19 protein-coding genes and 2 pseudogenes are annotated in these 18,838 nt (G+C 61.0%); 5 read left to right on the top strand and 16 right to left on the bottom strand.

Annotation, left to right across the window (positions count from 1 at the left end; genetic code table 11):
• Positions 1–37: 37 nt before the first annotated feature.
• The 12 genes and pseudogenes from AB7M33_RS20600 to AB7M33_RS20655 all read right to left on the bottom strand — a co-directional run bounded on the left by AB7M33_RS20600 (position 38) and on the right by AB7M33_RS20655 (position 12,065).
• Positions 38–961, bottom strand: coding sequence for a FecR domain-containing protein (locus tag AB7M33_RS20600; protein WP_454243473.1), 924 nt, complete (start codon positions 959–961; stop codon positions 38–40).
• Positions 958–1,473, bottom strand: a complete 516-nt coding sequence (locus AB7M33_RS20605; RefSeq protein WP_454243474.1) for a sigma-70 family RNA polymerase sigma factor — start codon at positions 1,471–1,473, stop codon at positions 958–960. Before AB7M33_RS20605 ends, AB7M33_RS20600 begins: the two co-directional genes overlap by 4 nt.
• A gap of 129 nt (positions 1,474–1,602) precedes the next feature.
• Positions 1,603–2,109, bottom strand: a complete 507-nt coding sequence (locus AB7M33_RS20610) for a flavin reductase family protein (RefSeq protein WP_454243475.1) — start codon at positions 2,107–2,109, stop codon at positions 1,603–1,605.
• 85 nt (positions 2,110–2,194) lie between these two features.
• Positions 2,195–3,226 (bottom strand): methionine synthase, encoded by a 1,032-nt coding sequence (locus AB7M33_RS20615; RefSeq protein ID WP_454243476.1) that lies wholly within the window; start codon positions 3,224–3,226, stop codon positions 2,195–2,197.
• A gap of 27 nt (positions 3,227–3,253) precedes the next feature.
• Positions 3,254–4,237: a DUF1852 domain-containing protein gene (locus tag AB7M33_RS20620; RefSeq protein WP_454243477.1), complete on the bottom strand. Its 984-nt coding sequence runs from the start codon at positions 4,235–4,237 to the stop codon at positions 3,254–3,256.
• 315 nt (positions 4,238–4,552) lie between these two features.
• Positions 4,553–5,779 (bottom strand): MFS transporter, encoded by a 1,227-nt coding sequence (locus tag AB7M33_RS20625; RefSeq protein WP_027596311.1) that lies wholly within the window; start codon positions 5,777–5,779, stop codon positions 4,553–4,555.
• Positions 5,780–6,156: 377 nt separating this feature from the next.
• Positions 6,157–7,149 carry an APC family permease gene (locus AB7M33_RS20630; RefSeq protein WP_454243478.1) on the bottom strand — a complete coding sequence of 331 codons (993 nt, stop codon included), beginning with the start codon at positions 7,147–7,149 and terminating at the stop codon, positions 6,157–6,159.
• Between the two features lie 5 nt (positions 7,150–7,154).
• Positions 7,155–7,319: pseudogene (locus AB7M33_RS20635) on the bottom strand (AraC family transcriptional regulator); the annotation flags it as partial.
• 179 nt (positions 7,320–7,498) lie between these two features.
• On the bottom strand, positions 7,499–10,024 hold the full coding sequence (locus tag AB7M33_RS20640) for a TonB-dependent siderophore receptor (protein WP_027596312.1): 2,526 nt from the start codon (positions 10,022–10,024) through the stop codon (positions 7,499–7,501).
• 97 nt (positions 10,025–10,121) lie between these two features.
• Positions 10,122–11,066: a FecR domain-containing protein gene (locus AB7M33_RS20645; protein WP_027596313.1), complete on the bottom strand. Its 945-nt coding sequence runs from the start codon at positions 11,064–11,066 to the stop codon at positions 10,122–10,124.
• The gene (locus AB7M33_RS20650; protein ID WP_033694335.1) at positions 11,063–11,548 is read right to left on the bottom strand and encodes a sigma-70 family RNA polymerase sigma factor; all 486 of its coding nucleotides are present in this window, start codon (positions 11,546–11,548) and stop codon (positions 11,063–11,065) included. Before AB7M33_RS20650 ends, AB7M33_RS20645 begins: the two co-directional genes overlap by 4 nt.
• A 115-nt stretch (positions 11,549–11,663) precedes the next feature.
• Entirely contained in the window at positions 11,664–12,065 is a 402-nt protein-coding gene (locus AB7M33_RS20655) for a GFA family protein (RefSeq protein ID WP_454244241.1), read from the bottom strand.
• Between the two features lie 215 nt (positions 12,066–12,280).
• Between AB7M33_RS20655 and AB7M33_RS20660 the strand changes: the two genes are divergently transcribed.
• The 4 genes from AB7M33_RS20660 to AB7M33_RS20675 all read left to right on the top strand — a co-directional run bounded on the left by AB7M33_RS20660 (position 12,281) and on the right by AB7M33_RS20675 (position 14,720).
• Positions 12,281–12,808 carry a DUF3455 domain-containing protein gene (locus AB7M33_RS20660; protein WP_027596315.1) on the top strand — a complete coding sequence of 176 codons (528 nt, stop codon included), beginning with the start codon at positions 12,281–12,283 and terminating at the stop codon, positions 12,806–12,808.
• A gap of 109 nt (positions 12,809–12,917) precedes the next feature.
• Complete coding sequence (locus tag AB7M33_RS20665) at positions 12,918–13,466, top strand: sigma-70 family RNA polymerase sigma factor (protein WP_027596316.1); 549 nt, start codon at positions 12,918–12,920, stop codon at positions 13,464–13,466.
• Positions 13,463–14,170 (top strand): anti-sigma factor, encoded by a 708-nt coding sequence (locus tag AB7M33_RS20670; protein ID WP_027596317.1) that lies wholly within the window; start codon positions 13,463–13,465, stop codon positions 14,168–14,170. The genes AB7M33_RS20665 and AB7M33_RS20670 overlap by 4 nt, the downstream gene beginning before the upstream one ends.
• Before the next feature lie 94 nt (positions 14,171–14,264).
• A complete protein-coding gene (locus AB7M33_RS20675; RefSeq protein ID WP_027596318.1) occupies positions 14,265–14,720 on the top strand; it encodes a methyltransferase family protein in 456 nt (151 codons plus the stop codon).
• Positions 14,721–14,824: 104 nt separating this feature from the next.
• Here the strand turns inward: AB7M33_RS20675 and AB7M33_RS20680 are convergent, their stop codons facing one another.
• Positions 14,825–15,454: an amidohydrolase family protein gene (locus tag AB7M33_RS20680; RefSeq protein WP_225876651.1), complete on the bottom strand. Its 630-nt coding sequence runs from the start codon at positions 15,452–15,454 to the stop codon at positions 14,825–14,827.
• Positions 15,430–15,708 (bottom strand): hypothetical protein, encoded by a 279-nt coding sequence (locus tag AB7M33_RS20685; protein WP_238216957.1) that lies wholly within the window; start codon positions 15,706–15,708, stop codon positions 15,430–15,432. Before AB7M33_RS20685 ends, AB7M33_RS20680 begins: the two co-directional genes overlap by 25 nt.
• 38 nt (positions 15,709–15,746) lie before the next feature.
• Here AB7M33_RS20685 and AB7M33_RS20690 point away from each other — a divergent pair.
• Positions 15,747–15,923, top strand: a pseudogene (locus AB7M33_RS20690) (integrase); the annotation flags it as partial.
• A gap of 423 nt (positions 15,924–16,346) precedes the next feature.
• On the opposite strand, the gene mtlD reads toward AB7M33_RS20690, so the two are convergent.
• Both mtlD and AB7M33_RS20700 read right to left on the bottom strand, forming a co-directional pair.
• Complete coding sequence (gene mtlD / locus AB7M33_RS20695) at positions 16,347–18,542, bottom strand: bifunctional mannitol-1-phosphate dehydrogenase/phosphatase (protein WP_454243479.1); 2,196 nt, start codon at positions 18,540–18,542, stop codon at positions 16,347–16,349.
• Between the two features lie 83 nt (positions 18,543–18,625).
• Complete coding sequence (locus AB7M33_RS20700; RefSeq protein WP_217835009.1) at positions 18,626–18,829, bottom strand: hypothetical protein; 204 nt, start codon at positions 18,827–18,829, stop codon at positions 18,626–18,628.
• Between the last annotated feature and the right edge of the window lie 9 nt (positions 18,830–18,838).

The raw sequence follows: 18,838 nt of genomic DNA on the forward strand, positions 1-18,838 counted from the left end.
TCGAAATCTGTTACCCCTCACGCGAAAAAATTCTGCTTCATGCCGCACCTGCCTCGATCCGCACCCAGTAACGGGTCAGGCGCCGGATGTGCACGGGCAGCGAGTCCTGCAGATTGGCCAGCACCGCCTCGCTGTCATCCAGCAGGAAGGTGCCGGACAGCCGCAAACCGGCGACCTCGGGCGTGCAACCGAGGTAGCCGGGGCGGTAGCGTGAAAGCTCGGCGAGCACCTCGTCCAGGCGCCAGTCGACCACCACCAGCATGCCCCGCGCCCAGGCTGAACTTTGCGCGGCGGCGGGTTGCAGTGGCCCGATTCGGTCTGCGGTAAAGGTCAGGGTTTGCCCAGCTTCGGCACGCATCACCTGTGCCTGCGCCAGCCGTGGCCTGACCTCCACGGCGTGCGCCTCGACCGTTACCCGGGTGCTGCCGTGCCCCTGGCGCACGGCAAAGCGCGTGCCGAGGGCGAGGATTCGGCCCTCCGCCGACTGCACACTCAGCGGGCGCGCATCCTTGGCCGTCTCCACCAGAATTTCGCCCTGCTTCAGCACGATCAGCCGTTGCTGGCCATCGAAATGCAGGTTCACTTGGGTGTCGGTGTCCAGCACCAAGCGGCTGCCGTCAGCCAGCGTCAGGTGGCGGCGTTGCCCCACGCGCGTGGCGTAGTCCGCCTGCCAAGGCGAAAGCTGATAACCCTGCCAACCGACCACGCCGACCCCGAGCAACAGCGCCAGCATCTTCACCGCCGCACGGCGCTGTTGCCGGGCTTGTTCAAGGGTCGCCGCACCTACCGCCGCAGGGGCTTGGGCCAAGCGCTGCTGCAAGTGTTCAAGCCGGGCCCAGGCTTGTGCGTGCTGCGGGTCCGCCGCCAGCCAGGCTTGCCACTGGCTGTGGGTGGCAGGGCTGACCGTGCTTTCGTTAAGGCGCACATACCAGTCCACCGCCTGGGCCAGGGCGCGCTTCATACCTCGTCCAGCAGCAGGCAATGCATCAGGCCGCGGGCCAGGTGCTTGCGCACGGTGCTCACCGATACCCCACAGCGTTCAGCGGCTTTCTCGTAGGACAGCCCATCCAGCTGCACCGCCAGGAAAATTTGCCGGGTACGCGTGCCTAGGCCATCGAGCAGGCGATCGATGGCCAGCAGGCTATCCAGGATCTGTGCACGGGTTTCTGCTGAAGGGGCATACGCTTCGGGGCGCAGTTGCAAGGCTTCGAGGTAGGCCTGTTCCAGGCTGCGCCGCCGGTACAGATCGATGACCAGGCCGCGGGCGATGGTCGCCAGGTAGTGCCGAGGCTCCTTCAGGCTGTTGGCGGTGCGAGCCAGCAGCACGCGCACAAAGGTATCCTGGGCCAGGTCCGCGGCATCCGCTGAGTTGTTCAGCCGATGGCGCAACCAGCTACGCAACCACACGTTGTGGTCGCGGTACAGCACATGCAGATGCTCATGAGGTACTGCGTCGGGGGGCATTGTGGACATTCCCTCTCCCAGCCGGCGGAGGATGCAAATACGAAACACTCTCGATTGTAGAGGGATTGGCCAAGGCTGGGAAGAACACAGAGCGGGAAGTTGAATCGACGCTGCGGGTTGCAGCGCAGTCAACCCTTTTCAGGCGGCTGCTGTGGGGAGGTGGCAATACTCGCCTTTGAAATACAGTAATGGCTGCGTGGTAGCAGCGGCTTGCGGGTTTAGCGCTTTCACTTCACCGATCACGATCAGGTGGTCACCTGCGACGTGCTCGGCGTGAATTTCGCAATCAAGCCAGTGCAGGCTGCCGGCAATGACCGGATTACCGAGCGGTGATTTCTTCCAGTCGATCCCGTGCCACTTGTCCGTGCCGCGTCGGGCGAACTGGTTGGACACCTTGGCTTGTTCACCCGACAGGATATTGACCGTAAATCGACCTGCCCGGCGAATTTTGGGGTAGCTGGCAGAACTGCACATTACGCTGAACGACACCAGCGGCGGGCTCATCGACACGCTGTAGAACGACTGGCAGGTGAAGCCAATCGGTTCATCGTCAAGGTGTGATGTAATCACCGTGATGCCGGAGGCGTAGTGCCCGAGGGCTTCGCGAAACCGCGACGGTTCGATTGCAGCAGTGGGAAGTGACATAAAGACCCTGAGCAGTAAGTGCTGATCGAGTGTGCCAAGGAGGGCCTGAAGCGGCCCCCCGTAAACCACGTATACCGTGAGTTCACTATGCGTTCGCATACTCTCTGCGGACGATTTCAGCGCCTGCAGTCAACGCACTCAATTTCCCCCTGGCAACGTGACGCGGTAACGGCGCCATGCCGCAGTTGGTGCACGGGTAGAGCTTGTCGATGTCAACGAACTGAAGGGCCTTGCGCAGGGTGTTGGCCACTTCCTCGGGTGTTTCAATGGTATGGGTTGCCACATCAATGGCGCCAACCATCACCTTTTTACCGCGAATCAGTTCAATCAGGTCCATCGGCACGCGCGAGTTGTGGCATTCCAGCGAAACGATGTCGATGCTGGATTTTTGCAGCTTGGGGAAGGCTTCTTCATACTGCCGCCATTCTGACCCGAGGGTTTTTTTCCAGTCGGTGTTGGCCTTGATGCCATACCCGTAGCAGATATGCACGGCCGTTTCGCATTTAAGCCCTTCAATGGCCCTCTCCAGGGTGGCCACCCCCCAGTCGTTCACCTCATCAAAGAAGACATTGAATGCAGGTTCATCGAACTGGATGATGTCGACCCCAGCGGCTTCTAACTCCTTGGCCTCCTGGTTGAGGATTTTGGCAAAATCCCAGGCCAGCTTTTCACGGCTTTTATAGTGGCTGTCGTACAGCGTATCAATCATGGTCATGGGACCCGGCAGTGCCCATTTTATGGGTTGCTTGGTTTGCTGACGCAAGAACTTGGCATCCTCGACAAACACCGGTTTCTGGCGAGCCACAGCCCCGACAACCGTCGGCACGCTGGCGTCATAGCGATCGCGAATTCTAACGGTTTCACGCTTCTCGAAATCGACACCGCTGAGGTGCTCAATAAACGTCGTGACAAAGTGCTGTCGCGTTTGCTCACCATCGCTGACAATGTCAATGCCTGCAACTTGCTGCTCGTGCAATGACAAACGCAAGGCATCGTGTTTGCCCTCGATCAGGGCCTCATCTTGCAGCTTCCAAGGCGACCAAAGTGTCTCAGGTTGTGCGAGCCAGGACGGTTTAGGCAAACTGCCGGCGGTTGAAGTGGGTAACAGCTTTTTCATAGTAAAAGACCTTGAACGTGGGAAGCGTCAATGAGCGTAATTGGCGGACCACTGCTCAAGTACGGCGTGGTAGGGTTTGATGAAGTGCTCTTCGGCGAACCGACCTTGTTCAATCGCCAGTCGGCTGCGCTCTTCGCGATCATAGACAATGCGCGTCAATGAATAGTCCTGGTGCTGCAAGCTGGGCTGATAGGACCTTCCAGCGACCGCGTTCGCGTTGTAAATCTCGGGGCGGTAAATCTTCTGGAAGGTGTCCATCGTGCTGATGGTGCTGATGAGTTCAAGGTTGCTGTAATCACCCAGCAGGTCGCCGGCGAAGTAAAAAGCCAGCGGCGCAACGCTGTTTGGCGGCATGAAGTAGCGAACCTTCAAGCCCATTTTCTTGAAGTACTCATCCGTCAGCGAATACGCGTCTTGCTGGTACTCGACCCCCAGTACAGGGTGCTGGTTTTCAGTGCGCTGATAGGTTTTGCTGCTCGAAACGCTCAGGCAAATAACCGGTGGCTTGTTGAAATGCGCTTTGTAGGCCGCTGAGTTCACGAAGCACTGGAACAGTTTTCCATGCAGGTCGCCGAAATCCTCTGGCGTGCTGAAGGTGGGCCGGCCTTTGTTGTGGGCCAGCAAGCGCACGCTGAAATCATAATCGCGCACGTAGGACGAGAAGTTATTGCCGACAATGCCATCGATACGCGTGTTGGTTTTTTTATCAATGACGGTCGTTTTCAGTAGTTCGATCAGCGGCAGGGCCGGGTCACCGCTTTCAGCATCGAGACTCATCTCAACGGAAATGATCTCCAGCGCTACCGTGTAACGATCGCCGGTGGGGTTGTCCCAATGCGCCAATGCATTGAAGTGATTGTCGATCATCTTCAAGGTGTTGCGTAAATTCGCTTGGCGGCTGGTGCCTCTCGCCAGGTTGGCAAAGTTGGTGGTGATGCGCGTGTTGTCCGAGGGCTGGTAGTGCTCATCGAAACAGACGCTCTTGATAGCAAAAGCAAGCGTGTTGTTCATGTTGGTGCGGTGCCTTAATCCCTTAATTGTTCAGTGCACCAGAGCTTTCCGGTGCGTTTACGCAGTGTGGGCTTCGCCAGGTAACCTGCGAGCCGGCGCAAAAAACGATAGGGGGATTTTCAGGCGTGAAGGAATATGAGGCAATCTCATTATTTTTGAGATGAACTTTATTTTACCTCATGATTGAAGGGCGCCAGCGACGCACCGCCGTCGCCCTGCGGCCGCGGCGTCTGCTGCCTGCCCAAAAAGACCTGTATACGAGTGCGGCACACAAAGGCGCAAGCTGCCAAAGGCCGTTGGCAGCTTGCGCCCCTATCAGCAGGGTTGAACCGCCAATCGGTTACTCACGTTACGCCCCAGCACCAGCACCGTCGCAAAACCACAACCCACCAGTGCCGTGGCCAAGCTCAGCAGTACTGCGGTGCCCAACTGGTCGACGATCTGCCCACCGAAGAACGAGCCCAAGGCAATGATCACCTGGAACATAGCGACGAACAGTGGCATGCCGCGTTCGACATCTTTGGGTGCTACGACAAACATCCAGATACTGGCGCACGCCGGGAAGGCGCCGAAGGCGAAGCCCCACAGTGCGATCAGCATCGCCGCGCCGGTCATGCCGGTGGCAAAGTAGGGGAACAGCGCGGTGCTGACGCCAATCATAAGCGCAACCAGCATCAGGGTATGACGGACGCTTCGGTTGGCGGCGAAGCCGGCGAAAATATTGCCGATGACGCCCGCGACGCCATAGAGCAGCAGCAACGAACCAATGGTCGGCCCATCAAAGCCAGCGCTTTGCTTGAAGAAGGGCGCGACATAGGTGTAGGCGGCAAAGTGCGCCAGGCCAATCAGCAATACCGCGATCAAGCCAACCCGCGCCTGCGGATTGATGAACAGCGCCGGCAGGTCACTGATGCGAATGGCCTTGTCTGGGTTAAGCCGCGGCAGCAGCAGGATCTGCGCCAGCAGCACCGGCACGCCCACCAACGCGGTCACCAGAAACGTCATGCGCCAGCCCATCAGGCCACTCAACCAGGTGCCCACGGGCACACCCAGGACAGTGGCTAGTGTCACACCGACCATGATGATCGACGTGGCCTGCGCAACGCCCACACCCTTGGGCGCCAGGCGGCCGCTGAGGGCAATGGCCGTCGCCCAGAAGCCGCCGATGCTGATGCCCAGCAGCACACGGCCGAACAGCAGCAGGTTGAAGTCGCTGGCGTAGGCCACCACCGCGTTGGCGATGATCATGATCAGCGTCAGGCCGATCAGCAGGTAACGACGGTCCAAGGCGCCAATGCCTACAGACAACAAGGGGGCGGCGAGGGCGGCCATGATGCCGGGCAGGGTAACCATCAGCCCGGCCTGGCCGGCGCTGATGCCCAAGTCGCTGGCGACATCGTTGAGTACGCCGACCGGGAGAAACTCGCTGGTCACCAGGGCAAAGGCACCCACCGCGACCGAAAGAATCGCCAGCCACTGCTGTTTGACGCTTTGTTGATTATGTTCGGGAAGGCCGCTAGGGGCCTGGCTGTCGCTTGGCATGGTGCTGGGTTCCAAGGGGAAGTCGCCTGAAAGACGAGGAGGAGGGGGAAAATTGGAAGAGATTATACGGGCGGGGGTGGGCAACCACACAGGCGCGCGGCTTGATAGTACTCATCAGTGAGATCGATGAAAGGTGCTGCGCAGAGCGGCGGCTGGCTGATGAGGGGCGATGGGGGGCGGATATGCATTGGCGACCGTTTTCGACCCATGGTGGACAGTCAGTGGCTCAAAGTGGTCTGTACATAGGAAACCCATGATTGGCTTTTTCCTGACCTTGTTGTGGATGTAGCCTCGGTCTCTCAACGCTGCGTGCAATGGATCTTGAATATGTCCATCATGTCCGGTCATCTTGATACCGAACGGATGAAACACTTCCTTCATGGATTTTTCGAAACATGTGTCAGCCAGGTGAGATAGATCACGCCGAGGGTAAGCCAACAGAGCCCAATGACGATCGCGGTCGCACTCAGCTGGCTCACCAGATACAGGTTTACGCACATGCCCAGCAGTGGAAACAACAGATAACTCACAAGCCCGAGGCTCTGGCACCGACGAGCGCGGTAGAAGTAGCAGATGACGCACAGGTTCACTGCGGTGAACCCAAGGAAGGCACCGAAGTTGATGAAGGTGGTCGCCATTTCGAGCGTGAGGTTCAAACCCAGCAGTCCGATTACGGCGGTGAACAGCAGGTTGAACACCGGAGCCTGGGTCTTCGGGCTGAGTGTGCCGAAGAACTTCTTGGGCAGTATGTCGGCCCGGCCCATGAAGTAAAGCAGGCGGCTGGTACTGAGTTGCACGATGAGGCCCGAAGCAAACCCGGAGATGATCAAACCGAGGTTCAGCCAATCCGCAAATATCTGCCCGCCCACTTCGACGGACATGAGATAAGTAGCAATCTGGGCATCTTCGAATACGCCGCCGGGATGGACCAGCTGCATGATGTACGCCACCAACGCAAACAGCAGGCCTGCCGTTGCCATCACCAGCACCACGGCGCGCGGGATGTTGCGCTTCGCGTCGCGCGTTTCCTCGGCCATTGTAGTGACTGCATCGAAACCCAGATAGGAATAGGCCGCCACGGCCGCCGCTGCAGACACACCTAGGAAGGTGCTACTGGGGTTCCAGAGTGGCGCGGTCAGGGCTACCGGAGACTGATGGGCCAGGTGGACAACGCACAGCACCACAAACAGCAACACAAGGGCGATGCCCAACCCTGTCAGCAATTTGTTTGTCCGGTCGGCAAGGCTAAGCCCCAGGACGTTCACCAGCGTGGTCAGGCCAATGTTGACCAACATCCAGCCCCAGAACGGTATGGCAGGGAATTGCACATTGAGAAAAACCGATTGCACCAACCAGGCGACCATGGGCATGAACAGATACCAATGTATGCCGTGAACTGCCGATGGAAGTGAAACGCCGAGAAGTTGGCGATGCGGCTCAAGGCGTTCACCGACAGGTCACCTTCAAGGTGGCTGTCGATGTAGGCAAGCACGGCTTCGAACCGTTTCGCGTAGGCAGGGCAGTGCTGTGAGTCAGTCAACGAGCGGAGTCTCCGGAAGGTGCGGTGAGCGCTAGCATCCGCTGTTCAGGCATTGGGGTGCCTAGCCGTGATTGCTCTGTTGGAAATTGTCGTGACCCTTTACGCGCAGTGAACCCATCATGGGCACGGTCCCCCGGCGTCGTGGTGCCGGGGGCTTCGGTCTGGTGCTTGGGAATATCCTAGAAGCTGTACTTCACATTGACCATCAGGTTACGCGGCGCCCCATAGAAAACCGTGCCGTAGTTGCCAATGCCACTGTAGTAATGCTTGTCGAACAGGTTGTTGACGTTAAGGGTAGCCTTCAGGTTGCGGGTGAAGTCATAGCCACCTACCAGCCCCACCAGCGCGTAGGACTTCTGTTCGAACTTGGCAGCCGGGTCGTCGATCGCGTACCAGTCCTCATCGCTTGGCTTGAAGAAGGTCGAACTCTGCCAATACGCATTACCGCCCACGGTGAACTTGCGCCATTCGCCCTGCAGGCGGTAGTTGGTCGCCAGCTTGAGCAGATGTTGCGGTTGGTTGGTCGCCACGCGCTGGTCATCCGCATCGTGGGATTCGGCGAAGGTGTAGCCCGCCATCACTTGCAGGTCCTTCATCAGTTCGCCGTTCATTTCCAGCTCGACGCCGCGCGTGGTGACGCCTTGCGCTGCCCGGTAGGCGCCGCCGCCACTTGGCGTGGTGCCGCCGGTGAGCACTGCGAAGTTGTCCTGCTTCAGCTCGAACAGGGCCAGGCTGGCATTCAGGCGGTTTTCGAAGTAGGCGCCTTTGATACCGATCTCATAGCTGGCGCCGGTGAGCGGGTCGATGGGCTTGCCGTCCGTACCGAGGCTGTAGGCCTGCGGCTTGAACACGTCGGTGTAACTGGCATACACGGTGTGGTACTGGTCCAGGTCGTAGGTGACGCCGGCGTAAGGCACGATTTCACTGGAGTTGGTGGCGCTGGCCGGGAGGCGGCGACCGATGGCGTTGATCGTGTCGATGTCCCATTTGTAGTCGACGATCCGTGCCCCCAGGATAACTGCCAGCGCGTCGGTGGGTTTGAGAATGGTGGCCGCGAAGCCAACCTTCTGCCGCGCTTCGATATCAAAGGTGGACCACCATTCAAAGTTGGTCGGGGTATCGCCGTAGCCGTCCCACTGGAATACGTCGTCGATGACGCCATTGGTCACGCCATCATCACGCTTGGAGGTGGATTTGGTGTGGGCGATGCTGTAGCCGAACACGGCTTCATGCACGCGTCCGCCCAGCGAGAACGGGCCGCGAGCATACAGGTCCAGGCCTTTTTCCTTGCTGGTGGTGTTGAATTTGCTCGCGGTGCCGTTGTTGTTCACGGCGCCGGTATCGGGGTCGATGTTGCCGCCGATAAAGCCATGGGAAATGCTGCCGTCTGCCTGGATGGCCTCGCTGCTGATGCCCGAGATCAGCTCGCGCGAGCGGTAATCACGGCTGCTGAGCACGCCCTTGAGTACCCAGTCGTTATCGAAGGTATGGGCAAGTTCTGCAAAGGCACGCTGGGTTTCCTGGTTGCGCCAGGTCCAGCGGTCGGCGGCGTTGGTGTCACGGTCGAACTTGACCGTACGGCCATCGAGGAAGAACGCGGGCAGTGCGCCGGTGGTGCTGCCGTTGTCGTAGTTTTTCTGCACGTCGTAGCCAAGCGTGAACAGGGTGCTCTCGCTGAGGTCGGCTTCCAGCACGCCATAGAAGGTGTTCTGCTCGCCGGTCAGGTACTCGACGTAACTGTGCTGGGATTGGGTGCCAGCCACCATGCGGCCACGGACATTACCGCTGTCGGTCAACGGGCCGGCAAGGTCGAAGTCGGCCTGGTATTTGTCCCAGGACCCGGCGCCTGCGCCGATATGGCCCTGTAGTTCGGCAGTGGGGCGCTTGCGCACCAGGTTGATGACCCCCGAAGGGTTGCCGGCGCCGTTGACCAGGCCGGTTGCGCCCTTGAGCACTTCGACCCGGTCATAGACCAGGCTGTTGCCGATGCTGTAGTTGTCGCGCAATGAGCCGCCGTCGGAGGACAGGCTGGGCACACCATCGAACTGGTAGTTATCCAGCTTGAAACCGCGCGAATAGAAGGTAAAGGCTTCGGAGCTTTCCTGGTTGACCGTGACACCGGGCGTTTGCTTCAGGACTTCGGAAACACTTTGCAGGTTCTGGTCGTCCATCTGCTGGCGGGTGACCACGCTGATCGACTGCGGGGTTTTGCGCAGGCTCAGGTTCAGGCGTGTGGCGGCGGCAGTTTCGCCGGTGGTGTAAGAGCCGCTTCCCTCGGTGGTCAGGCCCAAACCTTCACCCGTGATGCTGGTTGCGCCCAGTTGCAGCGCCGAACCTGCATCAACCTGGCTCACCAGCACATAGTTGTTGCCCACCAGCAAAGCCTGTAGCCCGGTGCCGGCCAGCAGTTGGGCAAACCCCTGTTCGATACTGTAGCCACCGCGCAGCCCGCTGCTCTGCCGTCCCTGGGTCAGCGCCGCATCGAACGACAGCAGCACCCCGGCCTCGCGGGCGAAGCGGTTCAGGGTCGTCATCAACGGCCCTGGGGCGATATCGTAGACGCGGCTGGCCTGTTCGGCGTGGGCCTGGGCGCCCGTCGACAGCAGCGGGGCCAGCAGCCCGGCATGCACTGCGATGGCGCTGCCAAGCAGCAGGGAGGTGAGGTGTTTTCGGCGTGGGTATGGGCAGCTTGTTGTTCTAGGCATGACAGCTCCTTCAAATGCCTGTTTGGGCGGTTTGCAGGAGAGCTCGAACGAGAGAGGCCAATCCGACAATGCGGTTGAGAAATATTTTCACCTGACATCACGACGTGGCAGGCATCAGCCTGACCCAGTAGCGAGTCCAGGTGCTGACTTTCAGCTGCAGCGCCTCGGCAATCGCCACCAGGGCGCGGTCGGTGTCGTCCAGTGGATACACCCCAGCCAGACGCAGCCCGGCCACGTCGTCACTGCAACTCAGCACGCCGGGGCGGTAGCGCTGCAGTTCGGCCAGGGCGCGGCGCAGCGGCCAGCCGTCGAGCACCAGTTGGCCATCGCGCCATGCCGTGCGAGCCATTTCGGCTGGGCGTGGCTCTGGCAGCAGCCCGTTGTCGAAGGCCAGGGCCATGCCTGCTTCAACCCGCACCTCATGGGCGCTCGCGGCGTTGTGCACCGCAACGGCGTGTTCGATAACGGACAGCTCGGTGCAGTCGGCATGCAGGCGCACGGTGAAATCAGTGCCCAGGGCGCGCATGTCGCCATGTACCGTGCGCACCCGCAGCGGGCGAGAGTCAGCGGCGGTGTGTACGGCGATTTCGCCTTCGACCAGGACGATCAGGCGCTGCTCTGCGCTGTACCGGATATCGACCACAGAGGCTGTATTGAGCGTCAGCCGCGTGCCATCCTGCAGGGTCAGGCTGCGGCGTTCGCCGGTCGCGGTACGCACATCGGCCAACCAGATGGGGGCGTTGCGATAGCCTGTCCAGGCTACCCCGGCCAGCCCCACACCGAGCACCAGCGTCTTGAGCACCTTACGCCGTCCCGTCCCGATCTGTCCTGCGGCAAGGGTATGCCGTGCCAGCGGGCCATGCACGCCCGCAAGGCCTGCCTGCAATTGCTCCAGGCGCCCCCAGGCCCAACCGTGCAAAGGCGCTTCGTCAAGCCAGGCTTGCCACTGTGCCCGGTTTTCGGCGCAGTCAGGCGCTGCGAGAAAGCGCGCATGCCAGTGTGCCGCTTCGCGCAGGGCCTGGCGCTGGTCGGCGGGGTTCACAGTTGCGCATCAAAAGCGAACAGCAGGCAACGTTCGGTGGCCTTGGCCATGTACTTCGTCACCGAACTGACCGACACACCGAGGCGCTGGGCGACCTCTGGGTAGGTCAGGCCATCGAGTTGCACGTACAGAAAGGTGTCACGCACTTTCTGGCCCAGCCCGTCGAGCATGGCGTTCAGTTGCATCAGGGTTTCCAGCATCAGCAGGCGTTGTTCGGGCGAGCACTCTTCGAGTACCGGCTGGCTGGCGAGGAACTCCAGGTAGGCCTGCTCAAGGTTGCGTCGGCGCAGCTGGTCGATCATCACTCGCCGCGCCACGGTGGCCAGAAAGCTGCGAGGCTCTGCCAATGGCTGGCGTAGCGCGCTGCTGATCAGGCGCAGAAAGGTGTCCTGGGTAATATCGGCCGCCCGGTCTGCATTACCCAGGCGCCTGCGAATCCAGCCTTGCAGCCATTGGCTGTGGTCGCGGTACAGGGCGTGCATCTCATCATGCCGGGCTGATGCGGGCGGCTGGGGGTAGGGCACCTGGATCTTCCTGATTATAAAGTGCGGATAAGAATTGATCGCAATTATAGGGGTATCAGGATGCTTTGCAATCTCAGTCAGTTTGAGGCACTGCGCTGCAGGGCGCGTACCACGAGGCAGCAGAATCGAGGTGAAGGTGTTTCTGCTGCTTGGGCAGGACAGGCGTATCAAGCGTGCCCAGCGCTATCGATATCCAGTCGGCAAACTCACCTTGGGTGCGTGACCAGAACAGGGTCGAGGCGCACTCCACGCAAAACTCCCGCGCTACCAGCGGCGAGGACGCATAGGCCTTGATACTGGTGGCGCCGCGAAGGATGCGCAGCATGCTGCGAGGAACACTGCCGTAAGAAGCGAATGCTGCCCCGTGCCCTTTGCGGCACTGGCTGCAATGGCAGTGGCTCACGGCCTTTGGCGGGGTAAGCAGCAGGTAACTGACCGCTGCGCACAAGCAGCTTCCTTGGTATGCCTCTTTCACTGGCGCTTCCGTGCAGGTGGAAAACGCCAGCGTAACCGCCTCGGCCTGATGAGTGGACCGTTGCAAGCCTGCACGCCTGCTTCGGCGTCAGCACGGTATCGATTACGAGCATGCAAAATTATTTTTGTGCCGGTGCATCCAGAACGGCACCCGATGGGTAGTTCTTATCAGGCAGTCGGTGATTGCCTGACCCATGACCCCACGGAGTTCGCCCCATGATCATCAAGCCCGCTTTCTCCCTGCTCGCCGCCTGCCTTGTACTTGCGTCTGCACCCGCCCATGCCCAGTCGGGCGTCCCGGACGCCGTCAAGGTACCCGACGGCCACGCCATCATGCTGGAAACCGTCGGTGTCGGTGAGATCACCTACGAATGCCGCGACAAGGCCAATGCGCCAGGCCAGACGGAGTGGTTTTTCGTCGGGCCCAAGGCGGTGCTCAATGATCGCAGCGGCAAACCTGTAGGTGACTATTTTGGTCCTCCGGCCACCTGGCAGGCCAAGGACGGTTCGAAAGTGACCGGCACCCAGCTTGCCGTCGCCCCGGCGGCCAAAGGCGATATCCCGTATCAACTGGTCAAGGCCAACCCTGCCGAGGGCAAGGGCGCGATGCAAGGGGTCAGCTACATCCAGCGCCTGGCGACGCGCGGTGGCGTAGCGCCTGCCATGGACTGCACGGCGCAGAGCAAAGGCGCGCAACAAGTAGTCAAGTACCAGGCGGACTACGTGTTCTGGTCGGCCAAGTGACGAGGGCTTGAGCGGCAGGCCAGCGATTGATCATCTACGCTGCTGGACGTGCCCCAGGCCGGTAAGGCAGGGCACCGTCCAGGTTTCATGATGAAGGAACGACCCCATTTTGAATTCGCCCGTTGTTCCATTTGATTTCGAGGGCTGTCTTGCCGCTTGTGCCCAAGGAGACCGCCGTGCCTTGCAGGCGCTCTATGAGCATGAGGGGGCGCGTTTGCTGGGCGTCGCACGGCGCATCGCGCGCGATCAGGCGAGCGCGGAGGATATCGTTCACGATGCCTTTGTGCGTATCTGGACACGTGCTGCCAGCTATGACCCGTCGCGCGGTTCAGCCCGGGGCTGGGTCTACAGCATTACCCGTCACCTGGCACTGAACTTCGTGCGTGACGGCCGCTGGGAAACCGACCTGGACGAGACTGGCATGATCGCGGCTGTAACCCTGGCCCCGGAGCTGGACGACCTGCAATTGTGGTCAGGCTCGGCGAAAATCTATCGCTGCCTTGAGCAACTGCAACCCGCCCCCCAGCGTTGCATCCTGCACGCGTATGTGGACGGTTGCAGCAATGCCGAAATCGCAGCGCTGCTGGGTGCGCCGCTAGGCACCGTGAAGGCATGGATCAAGCGAAGCCTGAAGGCCCTGCGGGAGTGCATGACATGAAGCGTACCCCAGGTGATGACAGCGCCGAGGACCTGGACGACCTGGCAGCCGAGTACGTGCTGGGTACCTTGAGTGGCGAGCAGCGTGCTGCCATGCAGGACCGGTTGAAAACGGAGCCGGCCGTACGCGCCGCAGTGGATGCCTGGGAGGCCCGCCTGCTCGAACTGACCACGCAGGCTGAACCCATCACGCCAAGCCACCGCTTGTGGGGCCGGATCGAGCGCAGCCTTGAAGAGGCTCAACCGTCCGGGCAACCACGCGCTGGCTGGTGGCAGCGGCTTGGACTCTGGCAGGGCTTGAGCGCTGCGGGGTTGGCCGCGAGCTTGCTTCTGGCCTTGGCGCTGCTGACCAAGACACCGCCTGTGACCACCTACATGGTGGTGCTGGTAGCGCCGTCGGGGCAGGCCCCGGGGTGGGTAGTGCAAGCCAACGATGCGAGCATGATCGAACTGATCCCGCTTGGCGTGGACGATGTGCCCGAAGGCATGACCCTGCAGTTCTGGACCAAGGGCGAGCAGTGGCGCGCACCTGTTTCGCTGGGGTTGGTCAAACCGGGCGAACAGTACCGCGTGCCGCTGACGCGCTTGCCTGCGCTTGAGCCGAATCAGCTGTTCGAGCTGACCCTTGAGAAAGCGGGCGGCTCCCCGACCGGTGCTCCAACGGGCCCGGTGAAGTTCATTGGGCGCGCGGTGAAAGTCATATGAGCCCCTGAGGTCTCTATCGTACACAAGCGGCTTGACCCTGAAGTGGCTACAACCCTCACGCTGGTAGCCAGTTTCTCTCTACCGGGCATTCATCATGGACAACCGTATTCCTCCGCCGCTGGTCGCTACCCTGTTCGGCCTGTTGGCGTGGTTCGCAGCTCGACACTTGCCGGGAACACTGGAGCTGACTCTCGAATGGCGCATTGGCCTTGCGCTGTTGGTATTGCTGGCAGGCGTAGCGGTTTGCCTGGCCGGCGTGCTTTCCTTCCGTCACGCACGTACCACAGTCAACCCGCTGAAGCCTGAAACGGCTTCGGCCCTGGTCAGCTCGGGCGTTTACAGGTACACACGCAACCCCATGTACTTAGGATTCGCCACAGTGCTGATAGCCTGGTCGATCTTTCTCGCCTGGCCGCCAGCGCTGCTGGGCGTGCTGGGCTTCGTGATCTACATGAACCGCTTCCAGATCGGGCCGGAGGAGCGGGCCCTTGCCAGCCTTTTCGGGAGGGAGTTTGCGCAGTACTGCAAACAGGTCAGGCGTTGGCTGTAGAAACGAAACGTCTACCATCTTGCCAGTGGCCGCTCTCGATCCAATGCCACCTTCCTGAGACGCAGCCAGTGCTCTTCTCCACGGGGATAAATGAGCCCGCTTGATTACGAATTCTTCAAGATGGCCTCAAAATGCGACTGACCTACGATGCTCAGCCGTGGCAACCACCTTGCCGCGCTTGAGCACCTGCCATACGGTGTGAATGCATTGCGGATGTTGTTGGTGGCCAGGCAAACCGTGACACCGCCGTCGCGCAGTGCACGCACCGGTGTCAGGGTGCGTCTGACATTGTGACTGTCACCCCGAGCCCCCAGGTGCAGGTCGGTGGCGGGCAGGCACATCACGCTGATGTCGGCCTCACGTAGCAACGCAATCACCTGTGCCCGTCGCGCTGGCGAGGCGGCGGCCAGGCTGGTCAGATGCCCAACGCAGACGCGCCCGTGGTAGCCTTCGGCAATGGTTCGACGTGCCACGTACTCGATGGTCATGTGCTCGGCGTCATCGGCGAAGTCCTGGTGCAAGTCGATGTCTTTGCCGTAGCGCTTGGCCAAGTCAAAGACGAAATCTATGTGCTCCAGCGGCGACACGTCGTTGTAGGGAATGCCGCCCACCACATCGGCCCCCATCTCCATTGCCTGGGCCATCATGGCCTGCATGCCAGGCAGCTTGAGAATGCCTTCTTGCGGAAACGCCACGACCTGGATGTCGATCACCTCGCGGAATTGCTCGCGCAACTCCAGCACCACTTCGAGCCCGGTGAAGCCTTGGGCGGGTCGAACTCGGCATGGGCACGCACATGCGTGGTACCGGCCTGAACCAGTGCGCGCAGCACCTGGATCGAACGTTCGCGGATATCCTCACGGGTCAGTGTGGGCTTCAGTTCGGCGGTGACAGCGATCGCTTCCTTCAAGGTGCCGGAACGGTTGGCCTTGCGCTGCATCACGTTGGCTTTTTCCAGGTGCAGGTGGCCTTCGACAAACCCAGCCACAAGCACTTTGCCGTGCGGTGTGTGTCGACATGGTGCACGTCCTTAGCAGAGCGGTTCTGATGCAGCAGAAAACTCAGCGCCCCGTGCAGTTTGAGATTACAGAGCAAACTCGGCTGGCCCTACAGGCCTGGATACATCAAGCCCATCTGCACAGCGAGGATTGTCTTTTCCCAAGCCGGCTACACGCCTCAGAGCACCTATCCACCCGGCAGTATGAATCGCCCTTGGTTTGGTAGACACCCCGAACGACTGCAAAGGGTCGAAAGCGGTCATTCCCGGTCGACGGTTTGCGACCTAGTGCTGGCGGTGGTCAGTGTTGAGTCAGTCAGTCGTTCACCTCGACATTTGCGGCGCCTGTGAGTTCGAGCGCCGCCCGCGCGGCGCATCGCGAGCTCTGCTCGCTCCTACGTTTGTTTTTGGCCAGTAACGCCTGTGACACGCGCGCGCGACCGCCGGGTTTGTACGACGCACCATCGCGTCATGCGCCCGTTCGCGCGCCAATCCCCCAGGCATGATTGGCCCGAAATAAACGTAGGAGCGAGCAGAGCTCGCGATGCGCCGCGCGGGCGGCGCTCGATTTCCCAGGCGCTGACGATGTCAGGGCGAACACATCGACACACCGCCCTTACCAAACCGCTTCAAGCAACCGGTAGCGAATGCTTGGCCGACGCCCTACCACACTCGGACGACCCCCGCGCCAACGCAGCGGGCAGTGCCCAGTCAGCCCTGTCCCGTTCCAGCAACAGCCGGAAGTTGGCCGAAATGCTTTCGACCATCTCCGCATCTCTGACCGGGTCCAGCCCCGGATAAGGCTTGCCCTGATACTCCCCGTCATGGGTCAGCACCGCTTCGACACGTTCGCCGCTGGCCGTGTACAGCGCCTTGATCAACTGGGCCTCGCGATCTTTGCTGGCGTTGCCGTGCAGCGCATAGTGAATGGCCAGCGCCGCCCCATACGCCAGCGCAGGCGTTTGAATGCCATGCTTGCGGGCCAGGTCGATGCTGCTGAGGATGCGCTCGTTACGCTGCAATTTACGCATGGGGTCGCGCCCAACCCGCACGCAAGGGTCCTTGAACGAGGTTTTGCACCGTTCGAGAAACGCATTGGCAAAGCTGCTGACGACCTCTGACATCTGCGGGTATTCGGCCATCAACGCTGGCGCCACTTCCTGATGAATCAGGCGCTGCGCCAGCGCACTGACGCGGGCGTCCCCCATGCCCTGGCCGACCCAGGTGTGCCCCAGCAGGCTCGCATACCAGGCGATGATTGCGTGTGGCCCATTCCATAAGCGGTTCTTGATGATCTGGATCTGGGTAATGTCTGCGACCGTTTTTACCTGGCGCAGCCGCTCCAGCAAATCACTGCCACGCTCCACGTACAGCGGCATGTCGGGCTCGCTGTTGAACAGAATCAGGTGCAACTGGCTCATGGCACTGCTGGATTGTGCAAAGGGCCTGAAGTGCCCGATAAGCCGTTCGTATTCAGGGGCTGGCGTGGCGGGTTTGCGGGTGACCGCTGGCTCATCCTCCAGGCTGTTCTTGAAGATCTGCGACTTGATGCGTAACTGCCGAACCAGCGCGTCATTGCTGATCTTGGAAACGATGCGGCTGACCACCGTTTCGGCAAAATGGGTCTTTTCCAGCACCTGCTTGCACACCTGTGGCGTGCACAGCAGCGCCAACTGCGCCTGCACCTGGCGCCGGACGAACGCCGCACCGCCAATCTTGTTCAACACGATCAGTACGGTCAGCTCGCGCCCCCTGCGTTCGAAGCGCCGCAGCAAACCCTTGGCAATGACCTTGGCCTGATGCGCGATGGCCTGCTCGGGCAGGCTCATGCCGACGACTTCGGCGGCGTTGTACATCTCGATTACCGCCTCTTCGTCGTCCATGTCGATCATGCGCACATTGTCGATGGTCTGGTCGAACGCGGTGGCGCCGTAGCGCACGCTGTAGCGGCCGAACGCAGCGACCGATTCGCGGAGCATGCGCGAACGGGTCGCGGCAATGATTTCGCAGGGGCGCGTGTAGCCGTCCCAATGGGACAGCACCTGGGTCAGGTAGCCGCCCCCGATGGCGCCGAAGCCGTGGATGCCGACGCGGAACTGGTTCAGTGAGGCAGGGAACGCCTCGTCGAGCGCCGGCATGCCCAAGTCGGGCACGCACTCGCTCAAGTCGGCGAGGAAGGCGTGCATGCCACGGTAGGCCATGAGCGCGCCGGCCTTGACCTCGGGCGCGGGCGGCTTGATGTCCTCGATCAGGATTGCCTGGCCCCCGGCGCGGATCGCTGAGAGCAGGCCATTTTCTGAGTCCTCGACCATGAAGCACTGGCCGGGTTGGCAATTGAGCGCGCGGGCGGCGTGCAGGAAGATTTCTGGGTGGGGTTTGCCTTGGCTGACTTCGTCGCCGCAAACGGTGATGTCGAAGTACTTGAGCACGTTGGCGTTGATCAGGTACTCCTCGGCGATGGCGCGGCGGCTGGACGTGGCGACCGCCAGGGTCAGGCCGGACTTGCGCAGGCGCTCCAGCACCTCGAGCAGGCCGGCTTTGATCGGCACGCCATGGTTGCGCACGTACGCCAGTTCGAGCTCATCGGCGCGCTGGCGGATCTGCGCATAGGGGAAGTCATCGCCGTTGTGAGCCTTGGCGAGGGCCTCGGCCTTTTTCGCGCTCAGGCCCAGCGAGCCGATCAGCGTTTGCTCGCTCAAGGCGGTGCCGAAGATTTCCAGCGAAGCTTGCTTCAGCGTCCTGAAACGCAGGCGCTCGGTGTCGAACATCGTGCCATCCATGTCGAAGATGGCGCTGTGAATTTTCTTGCCCTGAAACATGATCATGGGTGTTGCCCCTTTTTTTGCGTGAGACATCCCGCCTTCAGCCACTGAATGGCGAGGCCGGTGCGATGACGGCGTGTGGGCGGTCAGGTAGGGGGCATGCGATCGACAGGGGGGCGCTCGGGGTTGACCCAGAGGTAGGGCGGGACGGCGCGGGGTGTGCAGAGGAGGGTGGCAAGCTTCGCGGCCAGGCGGGCGCCTGGTTTGACGTTGACGTCACGCCCACTGGCTGCTGCTTGGCTTGCAGGCAATGGGCGCACGTAGCGATGGATACGTGTGATTCCAAGCATAAGGTGCTT

The organism is Pseudomonas sp. Y3 TE3536 (genome assembly GCF_053629175.1).